The 21,394-nt window shown below is 70.0% G+C and carries 17 protein-coding genes; 4 read left to right on the top strand and 13 right to left on the bottom strand.

Annotated elements, in window-relative coordinates:
• Nucleotides 1–52 precede the first annotated feature (52 nt).
• The 3 genes from ACNFOC_RS05210 to ACNFOC_RS05220 are packed head-to-tail and all read right to left on the bottom strand — an operon-like array spanning nt 53 to nt 5,025.
• The gene (locus ACNFOC_RS05210) at nt 53–1,351 is read right to left on the bottom strand and encodes a ThuA domain-containing protein (protein WP_416957036.1); all 1,299 of its coding nucleotides are present in this window, start codon (nt 1,349–1,351) and stop codon (nt 53–55) included.
• Nucleotides 1,352–1,377: 26 nt separating this feature from the next.
• Nucleotides 1,378–3,600: a pectate lyase-like domain-containing protein gene (locus ACNFOC_RS05215; RefSeq protein WP_416957038.1), complete on the bottom strand. Its 2,223-nt coding sequence runs from the start codon at nt 3,598–3,600 to the stop codon at nt 1,378–1,380.
• A 54-nt stretch (nt 3,601–3,654) separates the two neighbouring features.
• On the bottom strand, nt 3,655–5,025 hold the full coding sequence (locus ACNFOC_RS05220) for a ricin-type beta-trefoil lectin domain protein (RefSeq protein WP_416957040.1): 1,371 nt from the start codon (nt 5,023–5,025) through the stop codon (nt 3,655–3,657).
• 304 nt (nt 5,026–5,329) lie between these two features.
• On the opposite strand from ACNFOC_RS05220, the gene ACNFOC_RS05225 reads away from it, so the two are divergent.
• Entirely contained in the window at nt 5,330–5,836 is a 507-nt protein-coding gene (locus ACNFOC_RS05225; protein WP_416957041.1) for a hypothetical protein, read from the top strand.
• Here ACNFOC_RS05225 and ACNFOC_RS05230 read toward each other — a convergent pair.
• Nucleotides 5,793–6,686 (bottom strand): alpha/beta fold hydrolase, encoded by an 894-nt coding sequence (locus ACNFOC_RS05230; RefSeq protein WP_416957043.1) that lies wholly within the window; start codon nt 6,684–6,686, stop codon nt 5,793–5,795. The genes ACNFOC_RS05225 and ACNFOC_RS05230 overlap by 44 nt on opposite strands.
• A gap of 130 nt (nt 6,687–6,816) precedes the next feature.
• Here ACNFOC_RS05230 and ACNFOC_RS05235 point away from each other — a divergent pair, with 130 nt between their 5' ends.
• Both ACNFOC_RS05235 and ACNFOC_RS05240 read left to right on the top strand, forming a co-directional pair.
• Nucleotides 6,817–9,417 (top strand): helix-turn-helix transcriptional regulator, encoded by a 2,601-nt coding sequence (locus ACNFOC_RS05235; RefSeq protein ID WP_416957045.1) that lies wholly within the window; start codon nt 6,817–6,819, stop codon nt 9,415–9,417.
• 103 nt (nt 9,418–9,520) lie between these two features.
• Nucleotides 9,521–10,936 carry an FAD-binding oxidoreductase gene (locus ACNFOC_RS05240; RefSeq protein ID WP_416957047.1) on the top strand — a complete coding sequence of 472 codons (1,416 nt, stop codon included), beginning with the start codon at nt 9,521–9,523 and terminating at the stop codon, nt 10,934–10,936.
• Between the two features lie 25 nt (nt 10,937–10,961).
• Here ACNFOC_RS05240 and ACNFOC_RS05245 read toward each other — a convergent pair whose 3' ends face one another.
• Entirely contained in the window at nt 10,962–11,669 is a 708-nt protein-coding gene (locus ACNFOC_RS05245) for an NPP1 family protein (protein ID WP_327406960.1), read from the bottom strand.
• A gap of 358 nt (nt 11,670–12,027) precedes the next feature.
• Here ACNFOC_RS05245 and ACNFOC_RS05250 point away from each other — a divergent pair, with 358 nt between their 5' ends.
• A complete protein-coding gene (locus tag ACNFOC_RS05250) occupies nt 12,028–12,987 on the top strand; it encodes a LysR family transcriptional regulator (protein ID WP_416957049.1) in 960 nt (319 codons plus the stop codon).
• A gap of 20 nt (nt 12,988–13,007) precedes the next feature.
• Here ACNFOC_RS05250 and ACNFOC_RS05255 read toward each other — a convergent pair whose 3' ends face one another.
• The 8 genes from ACNFOC_RS05255 to ACNFOC_RS05290 form a co-directional block, all read right to left on the bottom strand.
• On the bottom strand, nt 13,008–13,703 hold the full coding sequence (locus tag ACNFOC_RS05255; protein WP_416957051.1) for a hypothetical protein: 696 nt from the start codon (nt 13,701–13,703) through the stop codon (nt 13,008–13,010).
• A gap of 157 nt (nt 13,704–13,860) precedes the next feature.
• The gene (locus tag ACNFOC_RS05260; protein ID WP_416957053.1) at nt 13,861–15,063 is read right to left on the bottom strand and encodes a vWA domain-containing protein; all 1,203 of its coding nucleotides are present in this window, start codon (nt 15,061–15,063) and stop codon (nt 13,861–13,863) included.
• A complete protein-coding gene (locus ACNFOC_RS05265; RefSeq protein ID WP_416957055.1) occupies nt 15,060–15,716 on the bottom strand; it encodes an SRPBCC family protein in 657 nt (218 codons plus the stop codon). The genes ACNFOC_RS05260 and ACNFOC_RS05265 overlap by 4 nt, the downstream gene beginning before the upstream one ends.
• Nucleotides 15,713–16,606 (bottom strand): AAA family ATPase, encoded by an 894-nt coding sequence (locus ACNFOC_RS05270; RefSeq protein ID WP_416957057.1) that lies wholly within the window; start codon nt 16,604–16,606, stop codon nt 15,713–15,715. The genes ACNFOC_RS05265 and ACNFOC_RS05270 overlap by 4 nt, the downstream gene beginning before the upstream one ends.
• Complete coding sequence (locus ACNFOC_RS05275) at nt 16,603–17,484, bottom strand: XdhC family protein (RefSeq protein WP_416957059.1); 882 nt, start codon at nt 17,482–17,484, stop codon at nt 16,603–16,605. Before ACNFOC_RS05275 ends, ACNFOC_RS05270 begins: the two co-directional genes overlap by 4 nt.
• Before the next feature lie 11 nt (nt 17,485–17,495).
• Nucleotides 17,496–19,892, bottom strand: coding sequence for an aerobic carbon-monoxide dehydrogenase large subunit (locus ACNFOC_RS05280; protein WP_416957061.1), 2,397 nt, complete (start codon nt 19,890–19,892; stop codon nt 17,496–17,498).
• On the bottom strand, nt 19,889–20,416 hold the full coding sequence (locus ACNFOC_RS05285; RefSeq protein WP_416957063.1) for a (2Fe-2S)-binding protein: 528 nt from the start codon (nt 20,414–20,416) through the stop codon (nt 19,889–19,891). Before ACNFOC_RS05285 ends, ACNFOC_RS05280 begins: the two co-directional genes overlap by 4 nt.
• Nucleotides 20,413–21,294 carry an FAD binding domain-containing protein gene (locus ACNFOC_RS05290; protein ID WP_416957065.1) on the bottom strand — a complete coding sequence of 294 codons (882 nt, stop codon included), beginning with the start codon at nt 21,292–21,294 and terminating at the stop codon, nt 20,413–20,415. Before ACNFOC_RS05290 ends, ACNFOC_RS05285 begins: the two co-directional genes overlap by 4 nt.
• Nucleotides 21,295–21,394 lie beyond the last annotated feature (100 nt).

The raw sequence follows: 21,394 nt of genomic DNA on the forward strand, positions 1-21,394 counted from the left end.
CCGTCGTATCGACCCGCGATACGACGGAGGCGCCCCTGGTCGCCGTACAGGCTCAGGACTGCACGGCGAGTTGGAAGGCCTGCGCGGTCGAGCCGTCGCAGGTCCGTTGGGTGAGCTGGACACTGTTCGTCGCCGCCGTGGCGGCGGTCAGGCACTTGCCGCTGTGGCGGGCGATGAAGTGGTAGCGCCCGCTGGTCTCCTTCACGGGCTGCCACTGCTGGTTCGTGCCGCCGGAGTAGGCCCACAGCTGCAACGGCGCGTTGTCCGCCGTCGAACGGTCGACCACGTCGATGGCCTGCGCCGGGTTGCCGCGCGCGGTGATCTGCATGTACCCGCTGTCGGTGGAGCGGAACTGGTACTGCTGCGCCGTCGTGCCGTTGCAGGCGTACTGCTGGATCGCCGTCCCGTTGGCCGTGGCCGCCGAACGGGCGTCGACGCAGGTGCCGTTGCCGCCGTTCTGCACGGAGTACCAGGACGTCTCCGAGATCGGGGTGTCCGTCGGCGGCGTCGAAGTGTCGCCCCCGCCGAGCCACTTGAGCCCGTTCAGCAGGAACTGGTTCTGGGTGGCGCTCGCGAACGTCGACGACAGCCGCGTGTTGGTCGTGTAGTTCATCGCGTTGTGGCCGAAGTTCGCGTACAGCATCTTGTACTTCGTGTTGGTCCACAGGATCGGGTAATACCCGCTGTACCAGGACTGGTTGGGATCGGTGCCGACCGGGAAGCTGCTCGGGTCGATCGACGCGAGGATCTTGATGTCGGGGTTCTGCCGCAGATCGTTGGACCAGCTGTACCACTCGCTGACCGACGAGGTGAACGTGGCCGGCAGGGCGGCGGTGGGCGGGATCGAGTGGTCCTCCACCTTCAGGGTCACCGCTGTCGGACCCCAGGTGTTGGACACGAAGTTCCCCGAGCCGAGAAACGTGTTGTGGTACCAGGACCAGCTCGCCGCGTTGGTCGTGAAGGCGGAGACGTGGAAGCCCATGAAGCCGCCGCCGCCCCTCATGTACGCCTCGAAACCGGTGCGTTGGGCGGACGTCTGCGGCAAGTCGTCGAGGAACAGGACGACTTGGTAGGCGTTGACCCCGCCGTTGGCGAGCAGGTCCCAGTTGGTGCTGGCCGTGTAGGTGTAGCCGTTCGCCGCGGCCTGCTGCGGGAACCAGACGTTGGCCTCCTTGTCGAAGTCGATGTGCGCCGCGTCGTAGGTCCCGCTGTAGAGCGCGAGGATCTTGAATGGCGTCGCCGCCGTGCTCGCCTGGGCGGCGGGCGGTACGGCCGCGAGGCCCAGCAGCGTCGCCAGCAGGAGCAGGACCCGCAGGAGCGCGCGGGTGGAACCGGATCTGACAGTGTTCATCTTCTGATCGATCCTTTCCGTGCGGTCTACGGGTAGTTGGTCAAGTAGGCGACGTTGGTGCTGGAGTTGGACGGTCCGCCGGTGCTGTTGATGATGTGGCTGATCGTGCCGACCCCGCCGAGCGAGACGGTCACCATGTCGTGGAACTTGACCCCGGACACGCTCGGTACCTCGAAGGCGCGATCGGCGACCACGCTGGAGTTGGAGCTGAAGTAGCAGTAGCTGCCAAGTCCCCATGCTTCGTGGGTGGTTACGCCTGCGGCGACCTTGTAGGCGGGATAGCCCTTGCCGGTGCCGTTCATCCAAGAGGCCTGGTTCGGCGGGTCGTAGGGCATCTCGTTCTGGAAGAAGTACGTTCTGCCGCCGTTGCCGTTCCAGACGACCTGGGTCTTCTGGAAGTGCTCGACGAACAGGCCGTAAGCCGTCACGTTGGCGGCGTTGACGATCAGTCCGGTGTCGGCCGTGTTGGTGGTCCAGCCGACCGTGCCGGAGTTGCCGTGGTCGGCCCGCCAGATCCAGGTGTGGTCGATGATCGTGTTGGCGCTGTTGATGACAACGGAGTTGGTCGCCTTGCCGACGGTGGCGCCGCCGATGCGGACGAAGACATCGGACAACTGCGTCGGGTCGGCGGCGTGGGTCGCGGACGAACCGGACGGGCCGATCTGCACCAGCGTCGCGGAGTTGGTGGTGCCCGCGTCGATCAGCAGGCCCGCCAGCTCGATGCCGTCCACGTCGGCTGTCGAGATCGCGGTGATCCCGCCGTCCGGCACCAAGGTCGCCAGGCCCATGCCCAGCACGACCGTGTCGGGGCGCGTGATGTTGAGCGTCTGGTTGAGGTGGTAGACGCCCGGGGTGACCAGCAGGTTCTTGCCGGCCGCGAGGGCGGTGTTCATGTCGGCCGCGGTGGCGCCGGGCTTGACGATGTAGAACTGGTCGATCGGCAGGGACTTGCCCGCCGGGGTCTTCCCGCTCCACGTCGTGCCGACGGCGTTGGACTGCAACCCGGGCACGAACACCTGGTAGGCGCCCGCGCTGTCGACGTACAGGAAGGGCTTCTCGCGGATCGTGGGCGAGCTGGCGACATTGGTGTACGTCGGGAAGGACTGGGCGGGTGCGCCCTGGTCGCCGACGAAGACCATGTTCCAGTTGGAGCCGGACCAACTGCCCATCGTGGAGTTCCGGGTGAGGAACTGCTGCTGCGAGCCGGACTGGATCTGGCCGTCGACCTTGGTGTCGGAGATGAAGCCGCCGCTGGACCAACCACCGTCGTCCAGCGCCAGGTTGCCGCGCACGTGCATGCGCCGGTACGGGGCGGCCTGCGAGACGGCCCAACGGTCGGTGCCGCCAGTGGGGTTGACCGACAGGTTCTCGGCGTCGCGCCAGAAGTTCTGTGTCGCGTTGCCCTGGAACCAGTCGGCCTCCGCGTGCACGGAACCGTTGATGGTCACGTCGTCCGGCGAGAAGCCGAGGCCGGCGACCTGTGTGTAGAAGCCGACGTTGGCATTGGCGCTGTACGTGCCCGGCTTGAACAGCAGGGCCTGGCGGGCCGGGCCGAACTGGTTGGTCTGCTGCTGGGTGAAGACCGAGTCGAGCTTGGACTGGATGCTGGACGCCGACATCGACGGGTCGAACACCGTCACGTTCGGGCCGAAGTCCGGGGTACCCGGCGGGTTCGTGGAGCCGCCGCCGAGCGTGAAGGACTGCGCGGCCGTGCCGTTGCAGGTGTACTGCGCGAGCTGCACGCTGTCGGCGGTGGAGGCGCTCGGGACGTCCAGGCACTTTCCGCTGTTGCGGTTGACGAAGTGGTAGGCGCCGTCGGCCTCCGCGACCGGCAGCCACTGCTGGTTGTTGCCGCCGGAGTACGTCCACGTCTGGATGAGCGCGGAGTCGGCGGTCGAGACGCCGGTGACGTCCCATGCCTCGGCGGCGTTCAGGTTGCTGTTCACGCGGTAGTAGCCGCCGTCGGTGGCGACCAACTGCCAGTTCTGCGCGGTGCTTCCGTTGCACGTGTACTGCTGGACGGCGGTGCCGTCGGCACTCGCGGCCGAGCGGGCGTCGACACACTTGCCGCTGCCCTTGTTGACCACGGTGGTGTACCCGGTCGGGATCGCGGCGGCGGCCGTGCTCGCCGCGCTCGCCGAGGCCTGCGTGGCGAACTCGATTCCGGTCACGGTGGTCGCCACGAGCGCGACCGCCGTGAGCGCTCTCGGTATGGCGTGGCGGCCGGTCAGTCTCTTCCGTCTGAGCACGGATTCTCCTGTGGTGATGGGGGGTTGGGGAGAAAAGGTCGGAGGGGGCGGCCGTCAGCCGGTGTACTGGGCGAAGATGCTGGTGAACTGCCAGTTGCTCTGGCTCACGCCCGAGCACGTGTCGTCGTTCGGGTAGGCGCCCGGGCAGGGACGGTCACGGTTGGCCGACCAGAACGTCAGCCGCGCGAGGTGGTGGGCCTGCGCGTAGCCGAGGATGGTCTGGAAGTCGGCGGTGGTGACGGTCTCGCTGTTGTCCGTGATGCCGTTCATGGACGAGATGCCCATGTCCCGGTAGGCCGCGTCGTCGCTGTAGCCGTACGCGTTCTTCAGCGCGGTCTTGAGACCCTCGGCCGCCCGCTGGGTGAGCGTGCCCATGTTTTGTCCCGCGCCGCCGAAGTCGAACGGCATGATCGTCCAGGCGTCCACGGTCAGCCCGGAGGACGCGGCCCGGTTGATCAGGCTCGTGTCGGGACCGCTCTGCCCGGTGCCGATGGTGACGTACACCTTGATGCCCGGATTGTTGGCCTTCACGGTCTTCAGCGCGTCCACGGTCCGCTGCTGCACGGTCCCGTTGCTGTACGCGTCGGCCTCGATGTCGATGTCGATGGCCTTGAGCGAGTAGGCGTTGATGACCTTCTGGTACGCCGCCGCCAGTTCGCTCGCGCTGGAGCAGGAGCTCTCCAGCTTGTTGCCGCTGTAGCCGCCGAAGGACGGGACGACGTCACCGCCGTTGGACCGCACGGTGTTGATGGTCGACTGGTCGACGCCGCCGGTCAGCGCCCGGCCGCCGTCCCACTGCGGGTTGCAGTAGCCGTTGCTCAGGACGAACGCCAGCGTGAACCACTTCACGCCGGTCGCGTTCATGACAGTCGTGGGGCTGGGCGGGTTCCCCCAGCCGTTGTAGAGGTACGGGGCCACGGCCATCGGGGCGGTCGTGGGCGGGGTCGTGCCGCCGGCGGCCGGTGCGGTCCACTTCTGGTTGGCGGCGCCGGAACAGGTCCAGATCTGGGCGCGGGCGCCGTTGGCCGTGGAACTGCCGGTGACGTCAAGGCACTTGTTGGCGGCCGGGTTCACGATGTCGCGCGCGGCGCTGACGGTCCACTGCTGGTTGGCGCTGCCGCCGCACGTCCACAGCTGGAGCTGGGCGCCGTTGGCCGTCGAATTGCCGGTGATGTCGAGGCACTTGCCGAGGGCTCTGATGGTTCCGTCGGAGCCGACCGTCCACTGCTGGGCGGCCGTTCCGTTGCAGTCGTAGATCTGTACGGCCGTGCCGTCGGCGGAACTCGCGCCGGCGACGTCGAGACACTTGCCGCCGAGGCCGGTGATGGTGCCGGTCGCGGCCGAGGCGGAGGGGGCTGCGAGGGTGCCGACGGCGGTGAGGCCGAGGGAGAGGGCGAGGGCGCAGCGCAGGGCGAGGCGTTGCATGACGAGGGGGCCTTTCGTCCTGGGTGGGGGGTGGACGCCGCCGGCGTAAGGGCGGTGAGAGGTGAACACGAGTGTTCACATATGTGAGCGTGGAATGCATTCATGGGAGGTCTGTTGGCTGGTGAACCTAAAGGTCTGCACCAAAGCCGTCAAGAGGTGCGACCGGAGAAGTCCTGCGGGGCGGAGGTGAGTTGAGAAGTTGTAGGCGCAGGAAAAGAAATCATCAGGACCATTGAGTGGCCGGTTCTCACAGGTCACACTTTGCAGACTTCGTGATGATCGACGGGCGCGTGTCGGAGGAACCATGAACACAGCGGGGACCGTGCAGGTCGCAGTCCGGCACATACTCAGTGACAAGCTCTCCGGGGGATTCCTCAGACCGAGAACGCGCACGGTCACCTGGAAGGACTCCCACTTCGTCGTCAAGCGGCCCGCATCGGGCAAGCACACGGTGGAGTTGACCTGCCCCGTGTGCTCGGCGTCTCTGCTGGCCGAGGTGCGCAACCACTCCTCCACCCGGACGATCGCGAGCGTCCTCCTCGTCCTCGCGGTGCTGTGCCTGGTCGCCTTCTTCGCGGCCTTTGCCTACGCCCTTCACGAAGGCGGGAAGACCCTCCCCGAGGGGCAGTCGCTCCCGGTCCTGTTCTCCGTCAGCGTGATCGCCATCTTCGTCACCTTCGTGGCCGGTCCCACGCTCTTCCTCCGCAGCCGCGGCTACATCGGCGTCAGCATGCTCGACGCCCCCAAGCCGCGCCGTCGGCACCACATCATGTCGGTGCGGAAGGCGCCGCAGGGCGTGCGAACTCCCTGATGAGCCGCGCGAGTTCGGCCGGTCGGTCGAGGGGGAGCAGCGTGTAGCCGTCGTCCAGCTCGACCAGCTGTCCCTGAGGCAGGAGCTCGGCGAGGCGACGGCCATGGGCGGGCGGCATCACGCGGTCCTCGCTCGCCCAGACCACGAGGGCGGGGCGGTCGAACTCCCGCAGCCGCAGGGCGGTTTGCTCCAGCAGACGGCGCCCGCCCGCCGACGCGGCGCGCAGCACGCGTACGGCGTCACGGCGGATCTCCGGGTGCCGCCGTACCGGCTCCGTCCACCGCGCGGTGACCGCGTCCCCGCGCTTCGTCAGCCACCCGAAGGCGAGCGGAAGGCGGCGCAGCATCCGCAGCCGCATCTGCTGCATGAACAGCCCGAACAACCAGGGTGAGAGGCGCCCCGCGAGCACGAGCGTCCGGCCCGTCAGACCCGGCGGGAAGTTGTCGAACGCCTCGCAGGAGACGAGGACCACCCGCCCCACGCGCGCGGTCCCCTCCGCCATCAGCAGCTGCACCAGCGCCCCGCCGGTGTCGTTCCCGACGAGCGTGACGTCCCGCAGATCCAGCCGGTCGAGGAGTTCCGTGACGAGCCGGGCCACCCCGGGCAGCGACAGATCGGCGTCCGCGTGCATCGGGTGGCGGTGGGCGCCGAGCGGGAGGGTCGGGGCCACGCACCGGTGAGCGGGGGACAGTTCGGTGATTGGACCGGTCCACAACGACGCGTCCATCAACAGCCCGTGCAGCAGCACCAGGACGGGACCATCGCCGCCGGTGTCCTCGTACGCGACGGGCCCGGCCGAGAGCTCGATCAGGTGCTGTGCGGTCGTCCCGGCCGGTTCGGTCCTGGTCATGAACGCCTCCCGTGAGTGTCTGCACTCAAGAGGGCGGCGGAGGCCGAAGTGTGACACCGGTACGGGAGTCGGCGGAGGCCGAAGTGTGACACCCGTACGGGAGTTCGCGGCGAGTGGCACAATCAGCCACGTGGATCGGGGGATCCTCGAGCGTGAGCCCGAACTGGCGCGACTGGCTTCGGCCGCACGTGAGGCGGCGGACGGGGCCGGCTCCGTGGTGCTCGTCTTCGGCGAGGCCGGTATCGGCAAGTCGAGCCTGGTGAAGGCCATGCCGGACCGGTTGCCGCACAGCGCACGCGTCCTCCTGGGTCAGTGCGACGACCTCGCCACCCGCCGCCCCCTCGGCCCGTTCCGCGACCTCGTGGGCAGCGTCGGCACCGAACTCGCCCGGGCCGTCCTGGAGGGCGGCGACCGCCACCGCGTGTACGAAGCCCTGCAAGGGGAGTTGGCCGGTGTACCGCATCCGGCGGTGCTCGTCGTCGAGGACGTCCACTGGGCCGACGAGGCCTCGCTGGACGCCCTGCGCTTCCTGGTCCGGCGGATGGATCGGCTGCCCGCCGTACTCGTCCTCACCTACCGCGACGACGAGTTGAGCCGCGAGCACCCGCTGCGCCACCTCCTCGGGCAGGTGTCCCGCACGGACCGCGTGCACCGGCTGCCGCTGGCCCGCCTCTCCAAGTCGGCGGTGCACACGCTCAGTTCGGCCAGCCGCCTCGACCCGGCGCAGGTCTACGAGGTGACATCGGGCAACCCCTTCTTCGTCACCGAGGTCCTGGCGGCCGGCGGCACCGGGGGAGTGCCCCCGACGGTCGTCGACGCGGTGCTCGCCCGGCTGCGCGGACTCGACGGCCGGACCGTCGACGCGCTGGAGCAACTCGCCGTCGTGCCCTCGGCCGTCGAACGGCCCCTCGTCGACGCGCTGTTGACGGGCGGCGTCGCCGTGCTGGCCGCTGCCGAACAGCGCGGGCTTCTCGTGGTGACCCCCGAACGGGTCGCGTTCCGGCACGAGTTGATCCGCCGCGCCGTCGCCGACTCCCTGCCCGCGGCCCGGCGGATCGACCTCAACCGCAATGTGCTCACCGCCCTCATGCTCCGGCCGGGCTCCGACCCGGCCCGCGTGGTCCACCACGCCGCACAGGCCGGGGACCAGGACGCCATCGCCCGCTACGGCCCCCGCGCGGCCCGGGACGCCACCGAGGCGGGCGCCCACCGCGAGGCCGCCGCCCATCTACGGCTCGTGCTGCGGCAACGGCACCGCTACACCCCCGCCGAACTCGCCGACCTGCTCGAACGCTACGCGGTGGAGTGCTACACCGTCGCCGACTCCGTCGAGGCCGTCGCCGCCCAGCGCGACGCCGTTGCCCTGCGCCGCTCCCTCGGCGACACCCTCACGCTCGGCGCCGATCTGCGCTGGCTGTCCCGCATCCACTGGTGGGCGGGCCACGCGGAGGAGGCCCAGGAAGCGGCCCGGGAAGCCATCGCCGTCCTCGAACACGCCGGTGACGACCGGCTGTTGGCCCTCGCGCTCAGCAACACCGCCCAGCTGCGGATGCTGTCCGACCGGTACGCCGAGGCCATCGCGCACGGCGAACGCGCCATCGCCCTGGCCCGCCGCGCGGACGACCCGGCGATCCTCGCCCACGCCCTCAACAACGTGGGCACCGCCCGCTGGCGCAGCGGGGACCCGGACGGGCGACGGCAGGTCGAGGAGAGTCTCGCGGTGGCGCTGGCCGCGGGCGAGGTCGAACACGCCTGCCGGTCCTACGCCAACATCATCTGGTCCCTCCTCGACAACCTCCGCTACGCCGAGGCCGACCGCTATCTGCCCCCGGCCATGGAACTCGCCGACAGGGCCGAGCACTTGGGGTTCTTCAACTACCTCCACGTCGAGCAGGCCATGCGCCGGCTCGCCGCCGCCGACTGGGAGGAGGCCGAGCGGCACGCCGAGTACGGGATGCACGACTTCGTACCGGCCCGCTGCCCCGCGCTGACCGTCCTGGCCCGCGTGCGCGTCCGCTGCGGCAGGCCGGGCGCCGGCGAACTCCTCACCCAGGCTCAGGAGATCGCCGTACGGGCCGGGGAGTTGCAGCGCATGGGCCCGGTGGCGGCGGCACGGGCGGAGGCGGCCTGGCTGCGGGGCGACCACGCGGCAGTGACCGAGGCGGCGGAGCCCGTCCACGCGCAGGCGGCGCACCTCGACCACGGGCCGTACCGGGCCGAACTCGGCTACTGGCTCAGCAAGGTCGGGCATCCGGTGGCCGTCCACGACAGCGACCACCCGTACGCGCTCCAGGCCGCCGGGGAGTGGAAGCGGGCCGCGGATCTGTGGCAAGAAGCAGGCTGCCCCTACGAACACGCCGCCGCGCTCGCCGAGAGCCCCGCCCCGGCCGACAAACTCGCCGCGCTCGCCGAACTCGACGCGCTCGGCGCCGAACCCCTCGCCCGCCGCATCCGCACCGAACTGCGTGACCTCGGCGTCCGCCGTATCCCACGCGGACCGCACGCGGCGACCCGGGGCAACCCGGGCGGACTCACCGTGCGCCAACTCCAGGTCGTACGCCTGCTGGTGGACGGTCTGACGAACCCGGAGATCGCCGACCGGCTCGTGGTGTCGGTCCGTACCGTCGACAACCATGTGCGGGCCGTACTGGAGAAGCTCGACGCACCCACCCGGCGGCAAGCCGCGGCCCGTGCCACGGAACTCGGGCTGCTGCCGTACGGCGAAACGTAGGTACCCGGCGGCGCCGAGCTGGGTGACGCGCACGGATGACCGCATGGTTCCGGGCGAAATAGAACAAGCAGGTCATCCAGTGCACCACGAAACGGGGGACCGCATGTCCAGCGCACCCGCACAGGCCGCTCGCCGTGAACTGACCGACTTCGCCGGGGAGTTGATCGGTCCGGACGACGCAGGCTATCCGGAGGCCCGCGCCGTCTACAACGCGATGATCGACAAACGGCCCGCCCTCATCGCCCGTTGTGCAGACGCGGACGCCGTAGCCCGCGTGATCGCCTTCGCCCGCGCCCACGAACTGCCCCTCGCGGTACGCGGCGGCGGGCACCACGGAGCCGGACTCGGCACCGCCGACGGGGGAGTGGTCGCCGACCTGTCACCCCTGAAGGACATCCACGTGGACCGCGAGGCCCGGACGGTACGGGTCGGTGGCGGCTGTGTCTGGGGCGAGGTGGACCGGGCCACCAACGCGCACGGACTCGCCACACCCAGCGGCATCATCTCCACCACCGGCGTCGGCGGTATCGCGACCGGCGGCGGGCTCGGCCACCTCACCCGCAAGTGCGGGCTGACCATCGACAACCTGCTGGAGGCCGACCTCGTGCTGGCCGACGGGAGCCGGGTACGGGCGAGTTCGGACGAGAACAGCGACCTGTTCTGGGCGGTGCGGGGCGGTGGCGGCAACTTCGGCGTCGTCACCTCGTTCCTGTTCCGGCTGCACGAGGTGAGCACGGTCGTCGCCGGACCCACCTTCTGGCCGGTCGAGAACAGTGCCGAAGTCCTCGCCGCCTACCGGGACTTCCTCCCGAACGCGCCCCGCGAACTGAACGCCTTCTTCCTCCACGGCTGTGTGCCGCCCGCCCCGCCGTTCCCCGAGGAGATCCAGCTGCGCAAGACGGCGGGCGTCGTGTGGTGCTACACCGGCGGCGACACGGAGGCCGCCGCGCGCGAGATGGCCCCGCTGCTCGACGCACTGCCCGCACCCCTGCTGCACGCGGCCGGACCGATGCAACACCCCGACATGCAGGGCATGTTCGACGGTCTCTACCCGCCCGGCGACCAGTGGTACTGGCGCGCCGACTTCGTCAACGACATCCCCGATGACGCGGTGGAACTCCACGCCAAGTTCGGGGCCGAGGTGCCCACCCCGCAGTCGACGATGCACCTCTACCCGATCGACGGCGCCGCGCACGACGTCGGCAACGACGAGACCCCGTGGGCGTATCGCGACGCGCGCTGGGCGTCCGTCTTCGCCGGCGTCGACCGGGACCCCGCCAACGCCGGCCTCATCAAGAGGTGGGCCACCGACTACCAGGAGGCCCTGCACCCGTACTCGGCGGGCGGCGCGTACGTGAACATGATGATGGACGAGGGACAGGAACGTGTCCGGGCCAGCTACCGCGGCAACTACGAGCGCCTGGCCCGCATCAAGGCCGACCGCGACCCGGACAACGTCTTCCGCCTCAACCAGAACATCCACCCGGCCCCGAAACCGCGCTACGAGACCCGCCCGTAGGACCAGTTCCGAGGCCGGGCCGGCATCACGCGTTCGGGTCGAACGAGATGCCGGACGGCTCCGCGATGGACAGCGCGTAGTTGAAGTCGCTGTCCCTGATCTTCAGCGTGGCCGAGCCGAAGTCCGCGGCGAGGAGCTTGTCCTTGAGGCCTGCGGGGTAGCCGTTCCAGCCCACCAGGCGCGGGTAGAACCAGTTGCCGGTGGCGTTCTCCGCAGGCTCGTCGTTGGTGTTGGCGAAGCGGAAGTCGTGCGAGCCGATGCCGTCCTTGTGGTAGACGATCTTGGGGTGCGTGCCGTCGAAGCGCACCCCCGAGGCCGCCGACACCTGGTACGCGGAGTGCTGCGACACCGACACGTACTGGACCGTGTTGTCCTTGATCCATACCACGACGTGCTCCCAGTCGTGGGTGTGCCCGATCGCCGCCGGACCCAGGGTGACCTGGTCCTTCTCGAAGTAGCTGGCGTACATCACCGCGCACCAGTCGTTGTTGCACTTGGTCCGCGAGTACGTGTTGGCGTTGTTCAGCTGGGCCATGTCGTGGCAGTGCCCGTTGACGTCGCCGCCGAGCTTCAGCCCGGGGTTGATGGTGCCGTCCAGGCCGATGGCGGCCGTGGCGTAGCAGCCGTCGCCGTCGTAGTCGTAGGCCGGGGAGAAGGTCTGCTCCTGGCCGTCCGCGTTCTGCGGGAGCAACGTGAGTACGTTGGCCTGGGCGGCCGTCGCCTGGCCGACCACGAGGGCCAGCGCACCGAGGACGGTGACGACGGCGGAGCGGCGAAGGCGCCGGGTACGGGGCTTCGCCGCTCTTGCGGGGTTTGTGGTGGGGGGTGTCGAATGAGGCACGCCAACTCCAGGTTCTTGGCTGTGGGGGGCGCTACTGGCTGCGCCAGGTCCAGACCTTCGCAGGCCGGTGTGTGCACGTCAACACCCGTGCGGTGTACGGGCTTTGGCAGACCGCTGAACTTTCCTGCCTGTGCTTTTCCTGTGTTCCGGCGGCTCTCGGCACCACCATGGCTCTCGGCGAACAAGTGCGCTAATTTGAGGTCCAGGGCACAGGTGAATGGGCACCCGTGGCGAGTGCGGGAGGTTCTGGTTGACCCCGGCGCAACTACGGGCCTTCGCGGCGACCGTACGCCTTGGTTCCGTGAAGGCCGCCGCGGCCGATCTCGCCGTCACCGAGTCCGCCGTCTCCATCCACATCGCGCATCTGCGCAGGGAACTCGGCGACAAGCTCTTCGCCCGCACGGCCAACGGGCTCGCGTTCACCCCCGGCGGGCTGCGGCTGGCCAGCCGCGCCGCCGAGATGCTGGGGCTCCAGGACCGGACGATCCTCGAAGTGAAACAGGCCGGCTCCGGCCGACGACTGCTGCGCGTCGCCGCGTCGAGCCTGTTCGCCGAACACGCCGCCCCCGGACTGATCGAGCTGTTCGCGGGGCGCGCCGACGACCTCGACGTCGAACTGAGCGTGCACGGCCCGCAGGAGTTCGCCTCCCTGCTGCTGACCCGCGCCGTGGACGTGGCCATAGGGCCCCGCCCCGCCACCCTCGACGACGCCGCGACCTGCACGCACTTCCTCAATTACCAGGTGATCGCGGTCGTAGGGCCCGACCATCCGCTCGCGGCCGCGGCGAGTGCCGGTGCGGCCGAACTGCGGGGCCAGACCTGGTTGTTGGGTCCCTCGGCGGTCGGGCGGACGGGCATGGTGCCGTCGGTGCTGCGCCGCCTGGGCATCCCCGAACACAACCAGCGGATCTTCCAGAGCCATGCCGCCTCCGTCGACGAGGCCAAGCGCGGCAAAGGGGTGGCCCTGGCCGTCGCCTTCGCGGTGACGAAGGACCTCGCCGAGGGCGACCTCCGTCAACTCGCGGGCCCCCAACTCCCCGCCCGCGGCTCCTGGAACCTGCTCACCCTGCCCGACCGCGAAGCGCCGCCCGCTGCCGCGGAGTTGCGGCGGTTCGTCACCACGCCGCGGGCTATCCAGGCGATGCTTCGTGGTGCGGGGGTGACGGCTGGGCGGTTTCGGCCGGCGATTCATGTGACGTTGTGGAGCTAGGCCCCGTCGTCGATGTCCGCTCACTGTTGTGTGACGTGCCTTGCGCAGTAGGTCGGACCGTCCAGCCCGGCGATGTCCAGGTAGGAGTCCTCTGCCAGCTTGATGTCGTCCTTGCGTGGGCAGTTGCCGTACAGGTCCGGCTCGCCGATGATCTTGAGATCGGGCAACGTCTCCCCTTTGCAAGGGACTTCCTTGTACTGGTCGGTCGGGCCCGAAGTCCACAGGCAGTCACCGACGCGGATCTCCATGCCCCCTCCGCCCGGGTCACCGGGGTGCGGGGCCTTGAGGTTGCGCACGCAGACGTAACCCACGCCGCCCAGCCACCGGGCGTAGTTACGTGAGCCCGCGAGTTCCGGCCCACTGGCATCGGTGACGCCCAGTACGGCGTCCGTGGAGCCGGGGCAGTCGATGTAGGTGGACCGGGTCATCTTCTCCTTGACGCGCTTGAGGACCTTGCCGATGGCGTCGGGGTCGTCGCAGGCCATCTCCTCGACACGGCCCTCCATGCCATCGGCCGCGGACCCGTAACAGTCGTCCTTGGCCAGCAGCACGGTGTCGGTGTCGCTGTACGGCGACTGGGGCGGACTGCTCGACGGGGTCTCCGCCTCGGTCCACGTCGCGGCCGGGGTCGAGGCGGCGGACGTCTCCGACGATCCACGCGCTCCGTCGTCGCCGTCCGAGCAGCCACTGGCCAACACCAGCGTGCCCAGTAACACGACAGCTCGTAAGCCGCGCACATACCGCATATCAAGGCCCCCTGCCTCAGTGTCCTCAATGTACCTACGCACAAAGGGAGTTGAGCGGTTCCCGAGTGGGCGGCGGGCGCTTTCCGCTCGCACGCAGGTGACGGGGTGAGGGACATCGCCACCGGCCCTAGCGGCTGAGCCGAGCGACCTCGCCCGGCACCCGCAGCAGCGCGCCGAAGCTGTCGGCCGGCAGCAGCAGGTCCACGTACGGCAGAGCCGCGGCCATCGTCGACGTGCGCGGTGCGAAACCGGGGGCGGCGGCCCGGGGGTTGAGCCAGATCACCGTGTGGGCGCGTCGTCGTAGCCGGGCCATGGCGGTGGCGAGCCGGAGTGGTGGATCGCCGTCCCAGCCGTCCGAGGCGATCAGCACGACCGCGCCGCGCAGGGTGCCGCCGTGGTGCGAGGTGAGGAGGGTGCTCAGGCAGTGGGCGATGCGAGTGCCGCCGAACCGGTCGGTGACCCGTTGCGTCGCCTCGTCGAACGCTTCCTGCGGCGAGCGGTGCGCGAGCACCGTGGTGAGCCGGGTCAAGGACGTGGCGAACGCGAAGACCTCGGCATGAGTCGTCAGCGCGAGGGCGCGCATCAGGTGCAGATACGCCATCGCCTGCGCCTGCATCGACCGGCTCACGTCACACAGCACGACGACCCGGCGCGGTCGGTCCACCGGCCCGGACCGGACCAGCCGTACCGGTTCCCAACCGGTCCGCCGGGCCCGGGCCACTGTCTCCCGGATCGCCACCCGGTGACCGCTCGCACGCACGGTGTGGCGCCGGGTGCGGCGTACGGGCCAGTCCCGCAGCCGTGCTTCGAGCCAGCGGCCGAGCAACTCGGCCTGTTCCGCGTCCAGTTCACCGAACGGCGTGTCCACTGCGGCGGCCAGCTCGCTGGGCAGGCGCTCCGGCATCGTCGGGGCACGCTCCGCACGGTGTTCGGTACCGTCGACGGCGGGCGGCAAAGTCACCCACGGCAGACCGGAACCGCCGACGGGTTCACCGCCGTGAGAGTCGGCGCCCACAGAGTCCTGACCACCAGCCCCCGTACTGTGCCCATTACGGCGCGCGTTCGGGTCGAGAGCGAGTACGGACTGCCCGAAGACCGCGTCGAAGACATCGTCGAAGCGGGCCAGGTCGGGACGGTCGCGTACGAGGGTGACGCGAGCCGTCCAGTACAGCGACGTGCGCGTCCTCGGCGGGGCGGCCGCGAGCGCGTTCACGAAATCCCGGGTGCCGGTGAGACCCACCGGTACGCCGTGCTCCCTGAGCCGGGCAGCCAGGGCGGTGGCGAACGCGGCCCGGTCGACGGCGGGCAGCAGCGGACCGCTCGGTGTCATCGGACCAGCAGATAGATCACCACGGCGATGACGACGGCCGCACCGATGGCGGGGAGCAGCCGCTTGTACACGGACGCGCCGGCCACCCGCATCAGGTCCAGCGGCTCACTCGGCGCCGGCTGCGCCACGGGTGCCGCCCGGACGGTCTCCGGCACAGGTTCGGTCTCCGGCACTGCTTCTGCTTCCGCCTCTGCTTTCTCCGCCTCTTCCGTCGCCAGCAGCTGCGTCTCCACGTTCGCCACGAACTGTGCGAACAGCTTCTCCGAGATCTCCTTGATCATGCCGCTGCCGAACTGGGCCAGCCTGCCGCTGATGTTGAGGTCCGTGCTGACCGTCACGACCGTGCCCGCGCCCTCGCCGCGCAGGCGTGCGTCGACCGTCGCGGACGCGTTGCCGCCCCCGCGCATGTCCTTGCCGGCCGCGCTGATGACGGCGTGGTGGGCGCTCTCGTCCCGCTCCACGAAGCGCGCCGTACCCGCGAACTGGCTGACCATGGGCCCGACTTTGACCCGGACCTTTCCCCGGTGGATCTCGCCGTCGACGCCGGTGAGTTCCGCGCCGGGCATGCACGGGGCGAGGGCCTCCAGGTCGGTGAGGGCCTGCCACGCCCGCTCGACCGGCACACCGACGCTGAACTCGTTGTCGATCTTCATGGTGTCCTCGCTTCTTCGGGATAACCGAGTGCGTCGAGGGCGCCGACGACGGCGGTGCGGTCGTCGGGGCTCTTGGCGACCGTGCTGAGCGTGCGGACGATGTCGTCGCGGGCCAGCCGCGCGACCCGCAGTGCCGCCAGGGCGGAGACCCAGTCGATGGCCTCCGCCATGCCGGGCGCCTTGTCGAGGTCCAACTCGCGCACCCGGCCGATGAATTCGGTCGTGGACGCGATGAGCGGCTCGTTCGCGGCCGGTACCGTACGGCGCAGGATCTCCGCCGTGCGTTCGGGCGTGGGGAAGTCGATCCAGTGGTAGAGGCAGCGCCTGCGCAGCGCGTCGTGCAGCTCCCGGCTGCGGTTGGAGGTCAGCACCACGACGGGCGGCCGTACGGCGGTGAAGGTGCCCAACTCCGGGATGCTGATGGCGGATTCGCCCAGGAACTCGAAGAGCAGCGCCTCGAACTCGTCGTCGGCCCGGTCGATCTCGTCGATCAACAGCACGGGCGGCAGCGGGCCTTGATGGCGCACCGCCCGCAACAGAGGCCGGTCGAGCAGGAAGTCCTCGGTGAACAGGTCGGCGTCGGACAACTCCCGTCCGTGCGCCTCGGTGAGCCGGACGGCGAGCAGTTGGCGCTGGTAGTTCCACTCGTAGAGCGCCTCGCCCGCCGTCAGCCCCTCGTAGCACTGGAGCCGGATCAGCGGAGTGTCCAGGGCCTTGGCGAGCGCCTTCGCGGCACTGGTCTTGCCCACGCCGGGCTCGCCCTCCAGCAGCAGCGGCCGGTCGAGCAGCGTGGCCAGGAGGAGGGCGGTCGCCGTGCCGTCGTCGACGAGGTGGCCGACCTCGTCGAGCCGCCGCCGTACGTCGTCGGCGTCCGCGAACAGTCCGCTCACCCGGTGGCCCGCCCACCCGCGGACCAGCGGTCTAGGCAGCCCGTCCCGCAGAACCAGAACTCGCCCTCCCCGGTGGCGAGATGGGGTGTGTCGGCGCGCACGGACACGGTCATCCCGCACACCGGGTCCACGGCCTGGGAAGGGCGCTCGGGCACGGGGGCCTTTGCCGCATGTACGACCCGTACCACGTCCGCCAGGATCGACAGCGCGATCTCGGCCGGCGTACGGGCGCCGATGTCCAGCCCGGCCGGCGCCTGGACGCGGGCCCGTTCCGCCTCGTTCAGGCCGAGTTCGTCGAGGAGGGCGGCGGCACGGCGGTGGCTGGCGACCAGCGCGATGTGACCGACGCCCGCGTCGAGGGCGGCGCGCAGGGCTTCTGCGTCGCCGCGGCCCTGCCCGGCCACGATCACCGCCGACGTGTGGTCGGTGGGCGGGTGTTCGGGCAGGGAGCGGGCCGTGGCGTAGCCGAGCAGGCCGGCGAAGGCGACGCAGGCCTCCGCGACGGGTGTGGTTCCGACGACCTCGATCAGCGGTGGCGGCAGCACCGGCTCCAGGAAGATCTCCAACGCACCTCCCGACAGGCAGGGGTTGACCACGACCCGCGCTCCCGGTGTCTCGGGGAACTCGGCGTCCCCCTGCGGCAGGACGCGCAGCAGCAGCGGCCCGCCGTCGTGCAGGGCGCCGAGCGCGGCCGTACGCACGGAACCCTCGGCGCACTGGCCGCCGACGAAGCCGTCGATGGTGCCGTCGCCGTGCACGATGGCCTCGTCGCCGGGGTGTGCCGATGCGGGCGCCTGGGCCCGCACGACGCGCGCGTGGACGAACGGCACGCGCCGCTCGGTGAGTTCGAGGGCCCGCGCACTCAACTTGCCGGTCATCACAGCCACCTTCAGATCGGCGGAGCCGGTCGGCCCTGCATCGCCTCCCACACCCGCGAGGGCGTGAGCGGCATGTCCGCGTGCCGGATGCCGTACGGCTTCAGCGCGTCGACCACCGCGTTGACGATGGCGGGCGGCGAGCCGACCGTCGCGGACTCGCCGACCCCCTTGGCGCCGATGGGGTGGTGCGGGGAGGGCGTGACGGTGAACCCGGTCTCCCAGTCGGGGACTTCGAGCGATGTCGGGATCAGATAGTCCATCAGCGAGCCGCTGAGGCAGTTGCCGTCCTCGTCGAAGGAGATCATCTCCATCAGTGCCATGCCGACGCCGTCGGTGAGCCCGCCGTGCACCTGCCCCTCGATGATCATCGGGTTGATACGGGTGCCGCAGTCGTCGACGGCGACGAACCGGCGGACGGTCACCTTCGCCGTACCCGGGTCGATGTCGACGACGCAGATGTAGGCGCCGTGCGGATAGGTGAGGTTCTCCGGGTTGTAGCAGATCTGCGCCTCCAGACCGCCCTCCATACCCTCCGGCAGATCGCCCGCGCCGTGCGCCCGCATCGCGATGGCCTGGATCGTGACCGAGGCCTCGGGGTCACCCGCGACCCGGAAGGAACCCTTCTCCCACTCCAGGTCGGCGACCGACACCTCCAGCATCGACGAGGCGATGAGCCGTGCCTTGTCGCGAACCTTGCGGGCGACCAGGGCCGCGGCGGCGCCCGAGACGGGCGTGGACCGGCTGCCGTAGGTGCCCAGGCCGAACGGTGTCTGGTCGGTGTCGCCGTGCACCACGTCGATGTCCTGCGGCGGGATGCCGAGTTCCTCGGCGACGATCTGCGCGAACGTCGTCTCGTGCCCCTGCCCCTGCGACTGGACCGACAGCCGGACGACCGCCTTCCCGGTCGGATGCACCCGCAGTTCGCAGCCGTCGGCCATGCCGAGACCGAGGATGTCCATGTCCTTGCGGGGACCCGCGCCGACCGCCTCGGTGAAGAACGACACGCCGATGCCCATGAGTTCACCCCGGGCCCGCTTCTCGGCCTGCTCGACGCGCAGCGCGTCGTAGCCGGCGAGTTCCTTGGCGAGTTCCATGGTGGGCGCGTAGTTGCCCGAGTCGTAGACCCAGCCCGTCTTGGTGCGGAAGGGGAACTGTTCGGGCCGGATGAAGTTCTTCATCCGCAACTCGACCGGATCCATGGCCAGTTCGTAGGCGAGACAGTCCACGATCCGCTCGATCAGGTAGACGGCCTCTGTGATGCGGAACGAGCAGGCGTACGCGACCCCGCCGGGCGCCTTGTTGGTGTAGACGGCGGTCATCTTGCAGTGGGCGGCCTCGATGTCGTAACTGCCGGTGAAGACACCGAAGAAGCCGGCCGGGTACTTCACCGGTGCGGCCGTGCCGTTGAACGCGCCGTGGTCGGCGAGGACTTGGGTGCGGACGGCGAGGATCCTGCCGTCGCGGGTGGCCGCGATCTCGCCGCGCATCACGTAGTCGCGGGCGAAGCCGGTGCTGATGAGGTTCTCCGCGCGGTCCTCCATCCACTTCACCGGTTTGCCGATGAGGAGTGAGCCGACGATCGCGCACACGTAACCGGGGTAGATCGGCACCTTGTTGCCGAAGCCGCCGCCGATGTCGGGGGAGACGACCCGGATCTTGTGCTCGGGCAGTCCGGCGACGATCGCGTAGAGGGTGCGGTGGGCGTGCGGTGCCTGGGTGGTGGACCACAGGGTGAGGCGGCCGTCGACCTGGTCGTAGTCCGCGACCGCACCGCACGTCTCCATCGGTGCCGGGTGCACGCGCGGGTAGACGATGTCCTCGGTGACCACGACGTCCGCGCGGGCGAAGACGGCCTCGGTCTCGGCCTCGTCGCCGGTCTCCCAGTCGAAGCAATGGTTGTCGTTCTTGCCCTCCAGGTCGTCGCGGATGACGGGCGCGTCGGGGGAGAGGGCGGTGCGGACATCGATCACCGGGTCGAGGGGCTCGTACTCGACGTCGATCAACTCCAGCGCGTCCCGGGCCGCGTAGCGGTCCTCCGCGACGACGAAGGCGACCTCCTGGCCCTGGAAGCGGACCTTGTCGGTGGCGAGGACCGCCTGCACGTCGTTCGAGAGGGTCGGCATCCACGCCAGGCCCTTCTCGGCGAGCATGGCGCCGGTGACCACCAGCCGGACCTTCGGGTGGGCCTCGGCGAGGGTGGTGTCGACGGAGAGGACACGGGCGTGCGCGAACGGCGAGCGCAGGATGGCCAGATGCAGCATGCCGGGCAGGTCGAGGTCGTCGACGTAGCGGCCCTTGCCGCGGACGAAGCGCGGGTCCTCCTTGCGGAGCATCCGGCCGTGGCCGCAGGGCTTCTTGTCGTTGTCGACGAAGGCGGTGCGGTGGCCGTTCTCGGAGACGGTGGTCATGACGCGCTCCCCGAAGCCGAAGCCGAAGTGGCCTGTGTTTCCAAGGAAGTTCGGGTCCCGGCCTCCTCGGCCGCCGCCCACCGGACGGAGCGGACGATGGTGGCGTAGCCGGTACAGCGGCAGATCTGCCCGGAGATCGCCTCCCGGATCTCCTGGTCGGAGGGATCGGGGTTGCGGTCCAGCAACGCACGCGCGGTCATCATCATCCCGGGAGTGCAGAAGCCGCACTGGAGACCGTGGCACTCGACGAACCCGCGCTGCACCGGGTCGAGTTCACCGTTCTGTTCGAGCCCCTCCACGGTGCGCACCTCGTGTCCGCCCGCCATCGCGGCCAGGACGGTGCAGGACTTGACCGGTTCGCCGTCCAACCACACCACGCACGTACCGCAGTTGCTGGTGTCGCACCCCCAGTGGGTGCCGGTCAGCCGGAGGTGGTCGCGCAGGAAGTGGACGAGCAGCAGCCGCCCCTCGATCTCCCGGGTGACCTCTTCGCCGTTGACGACCATGCTGACCTGCACGATCACACTTCCTGTCCGTCGATGCGGGCCACGGCCCGGCGCAGCACGCGCATGGTCAACTCCCTTGCCAGATGCCGCTTGTACTCGGCACTGCCGCGCCGGTCGGTCACGGGGGAGCAGGCCTCGGCGGCGATGTCCCCGGCCTGTCCGTACAGTTCCTCGGTCGGTCGCCGGCCGCGCAGGGCGTCGGCGATGCCGGGGATGCCCGCTGTGTTCGGTCCCACGGCGGCGAGCCCCACCCGGGCGTCGGCGATCAGCCCCTCGCCGTCCAGCCACACCGCGGCGCCGGCCGACACCACCGCCCAGTCACCGGCCCGCCGTTCGACCTTCTCGTAGGCGCTGGAGCCGTTCGGGCGGACCGGGAAGCGGACCTCGGTGAGGATCTCCGCGTCGCCCACGGCGGTTTCGTACGGTCCCCGGTGGAAGTCCTCCATGGACACCACCCGTTCGCCGTCCATGCCCTGGATCACGCAGCTGGCGTCGAGCGTCGTGCACACGGCGGACAGGTCCTCGGACGGGTCGGCCTGGCACAGGGAGCCGCCGAGCGTGCCCCGGTTGCGCACCACGGGGTCGGCGATGACACGTTCGGCGTCTCGGAACACCGGGAAGGCGGCGGCGAGTTCGTCCGACTCCAGCAGCTCGCGGTGGCGGGTCATCGCGCCGATGCGGATCAGCCCGGGTTCGACGCGGACGTAACCCAGTTCGTCGTGCAGGTCGTTGATGTCGATCAGGTACTCGAAGTTGGCCAGCCGCAACTTCATCATCGGGATCAGACTGTGCCCGCCGGCCACCAGCCGTGCCGTGTCGCCCAGCCGGTCGAGCAGCGCGACCGCCTCACCGACGCTGCCGGCCCGCTGGTACTCGAACGGAGCGGGAACCTGCATACCGCAATCCCCCTGTCCTGCACGGCTCTTGGCCGGTCGGCCGGGCGCCGTGTCCGGGCCTCATTGGGCGCTCGGCGGACAGGGGTGTCAACGGCTGGTT

Origin of the sequence: Streptomyces colwelliae (assembly GCF_048158785.1) — a bacterium.
Lineage (GTDB): Bacteria > Actinomycetota > Actinomycetes > Streptomycetales > Streptomycetaceae > Streptomyces.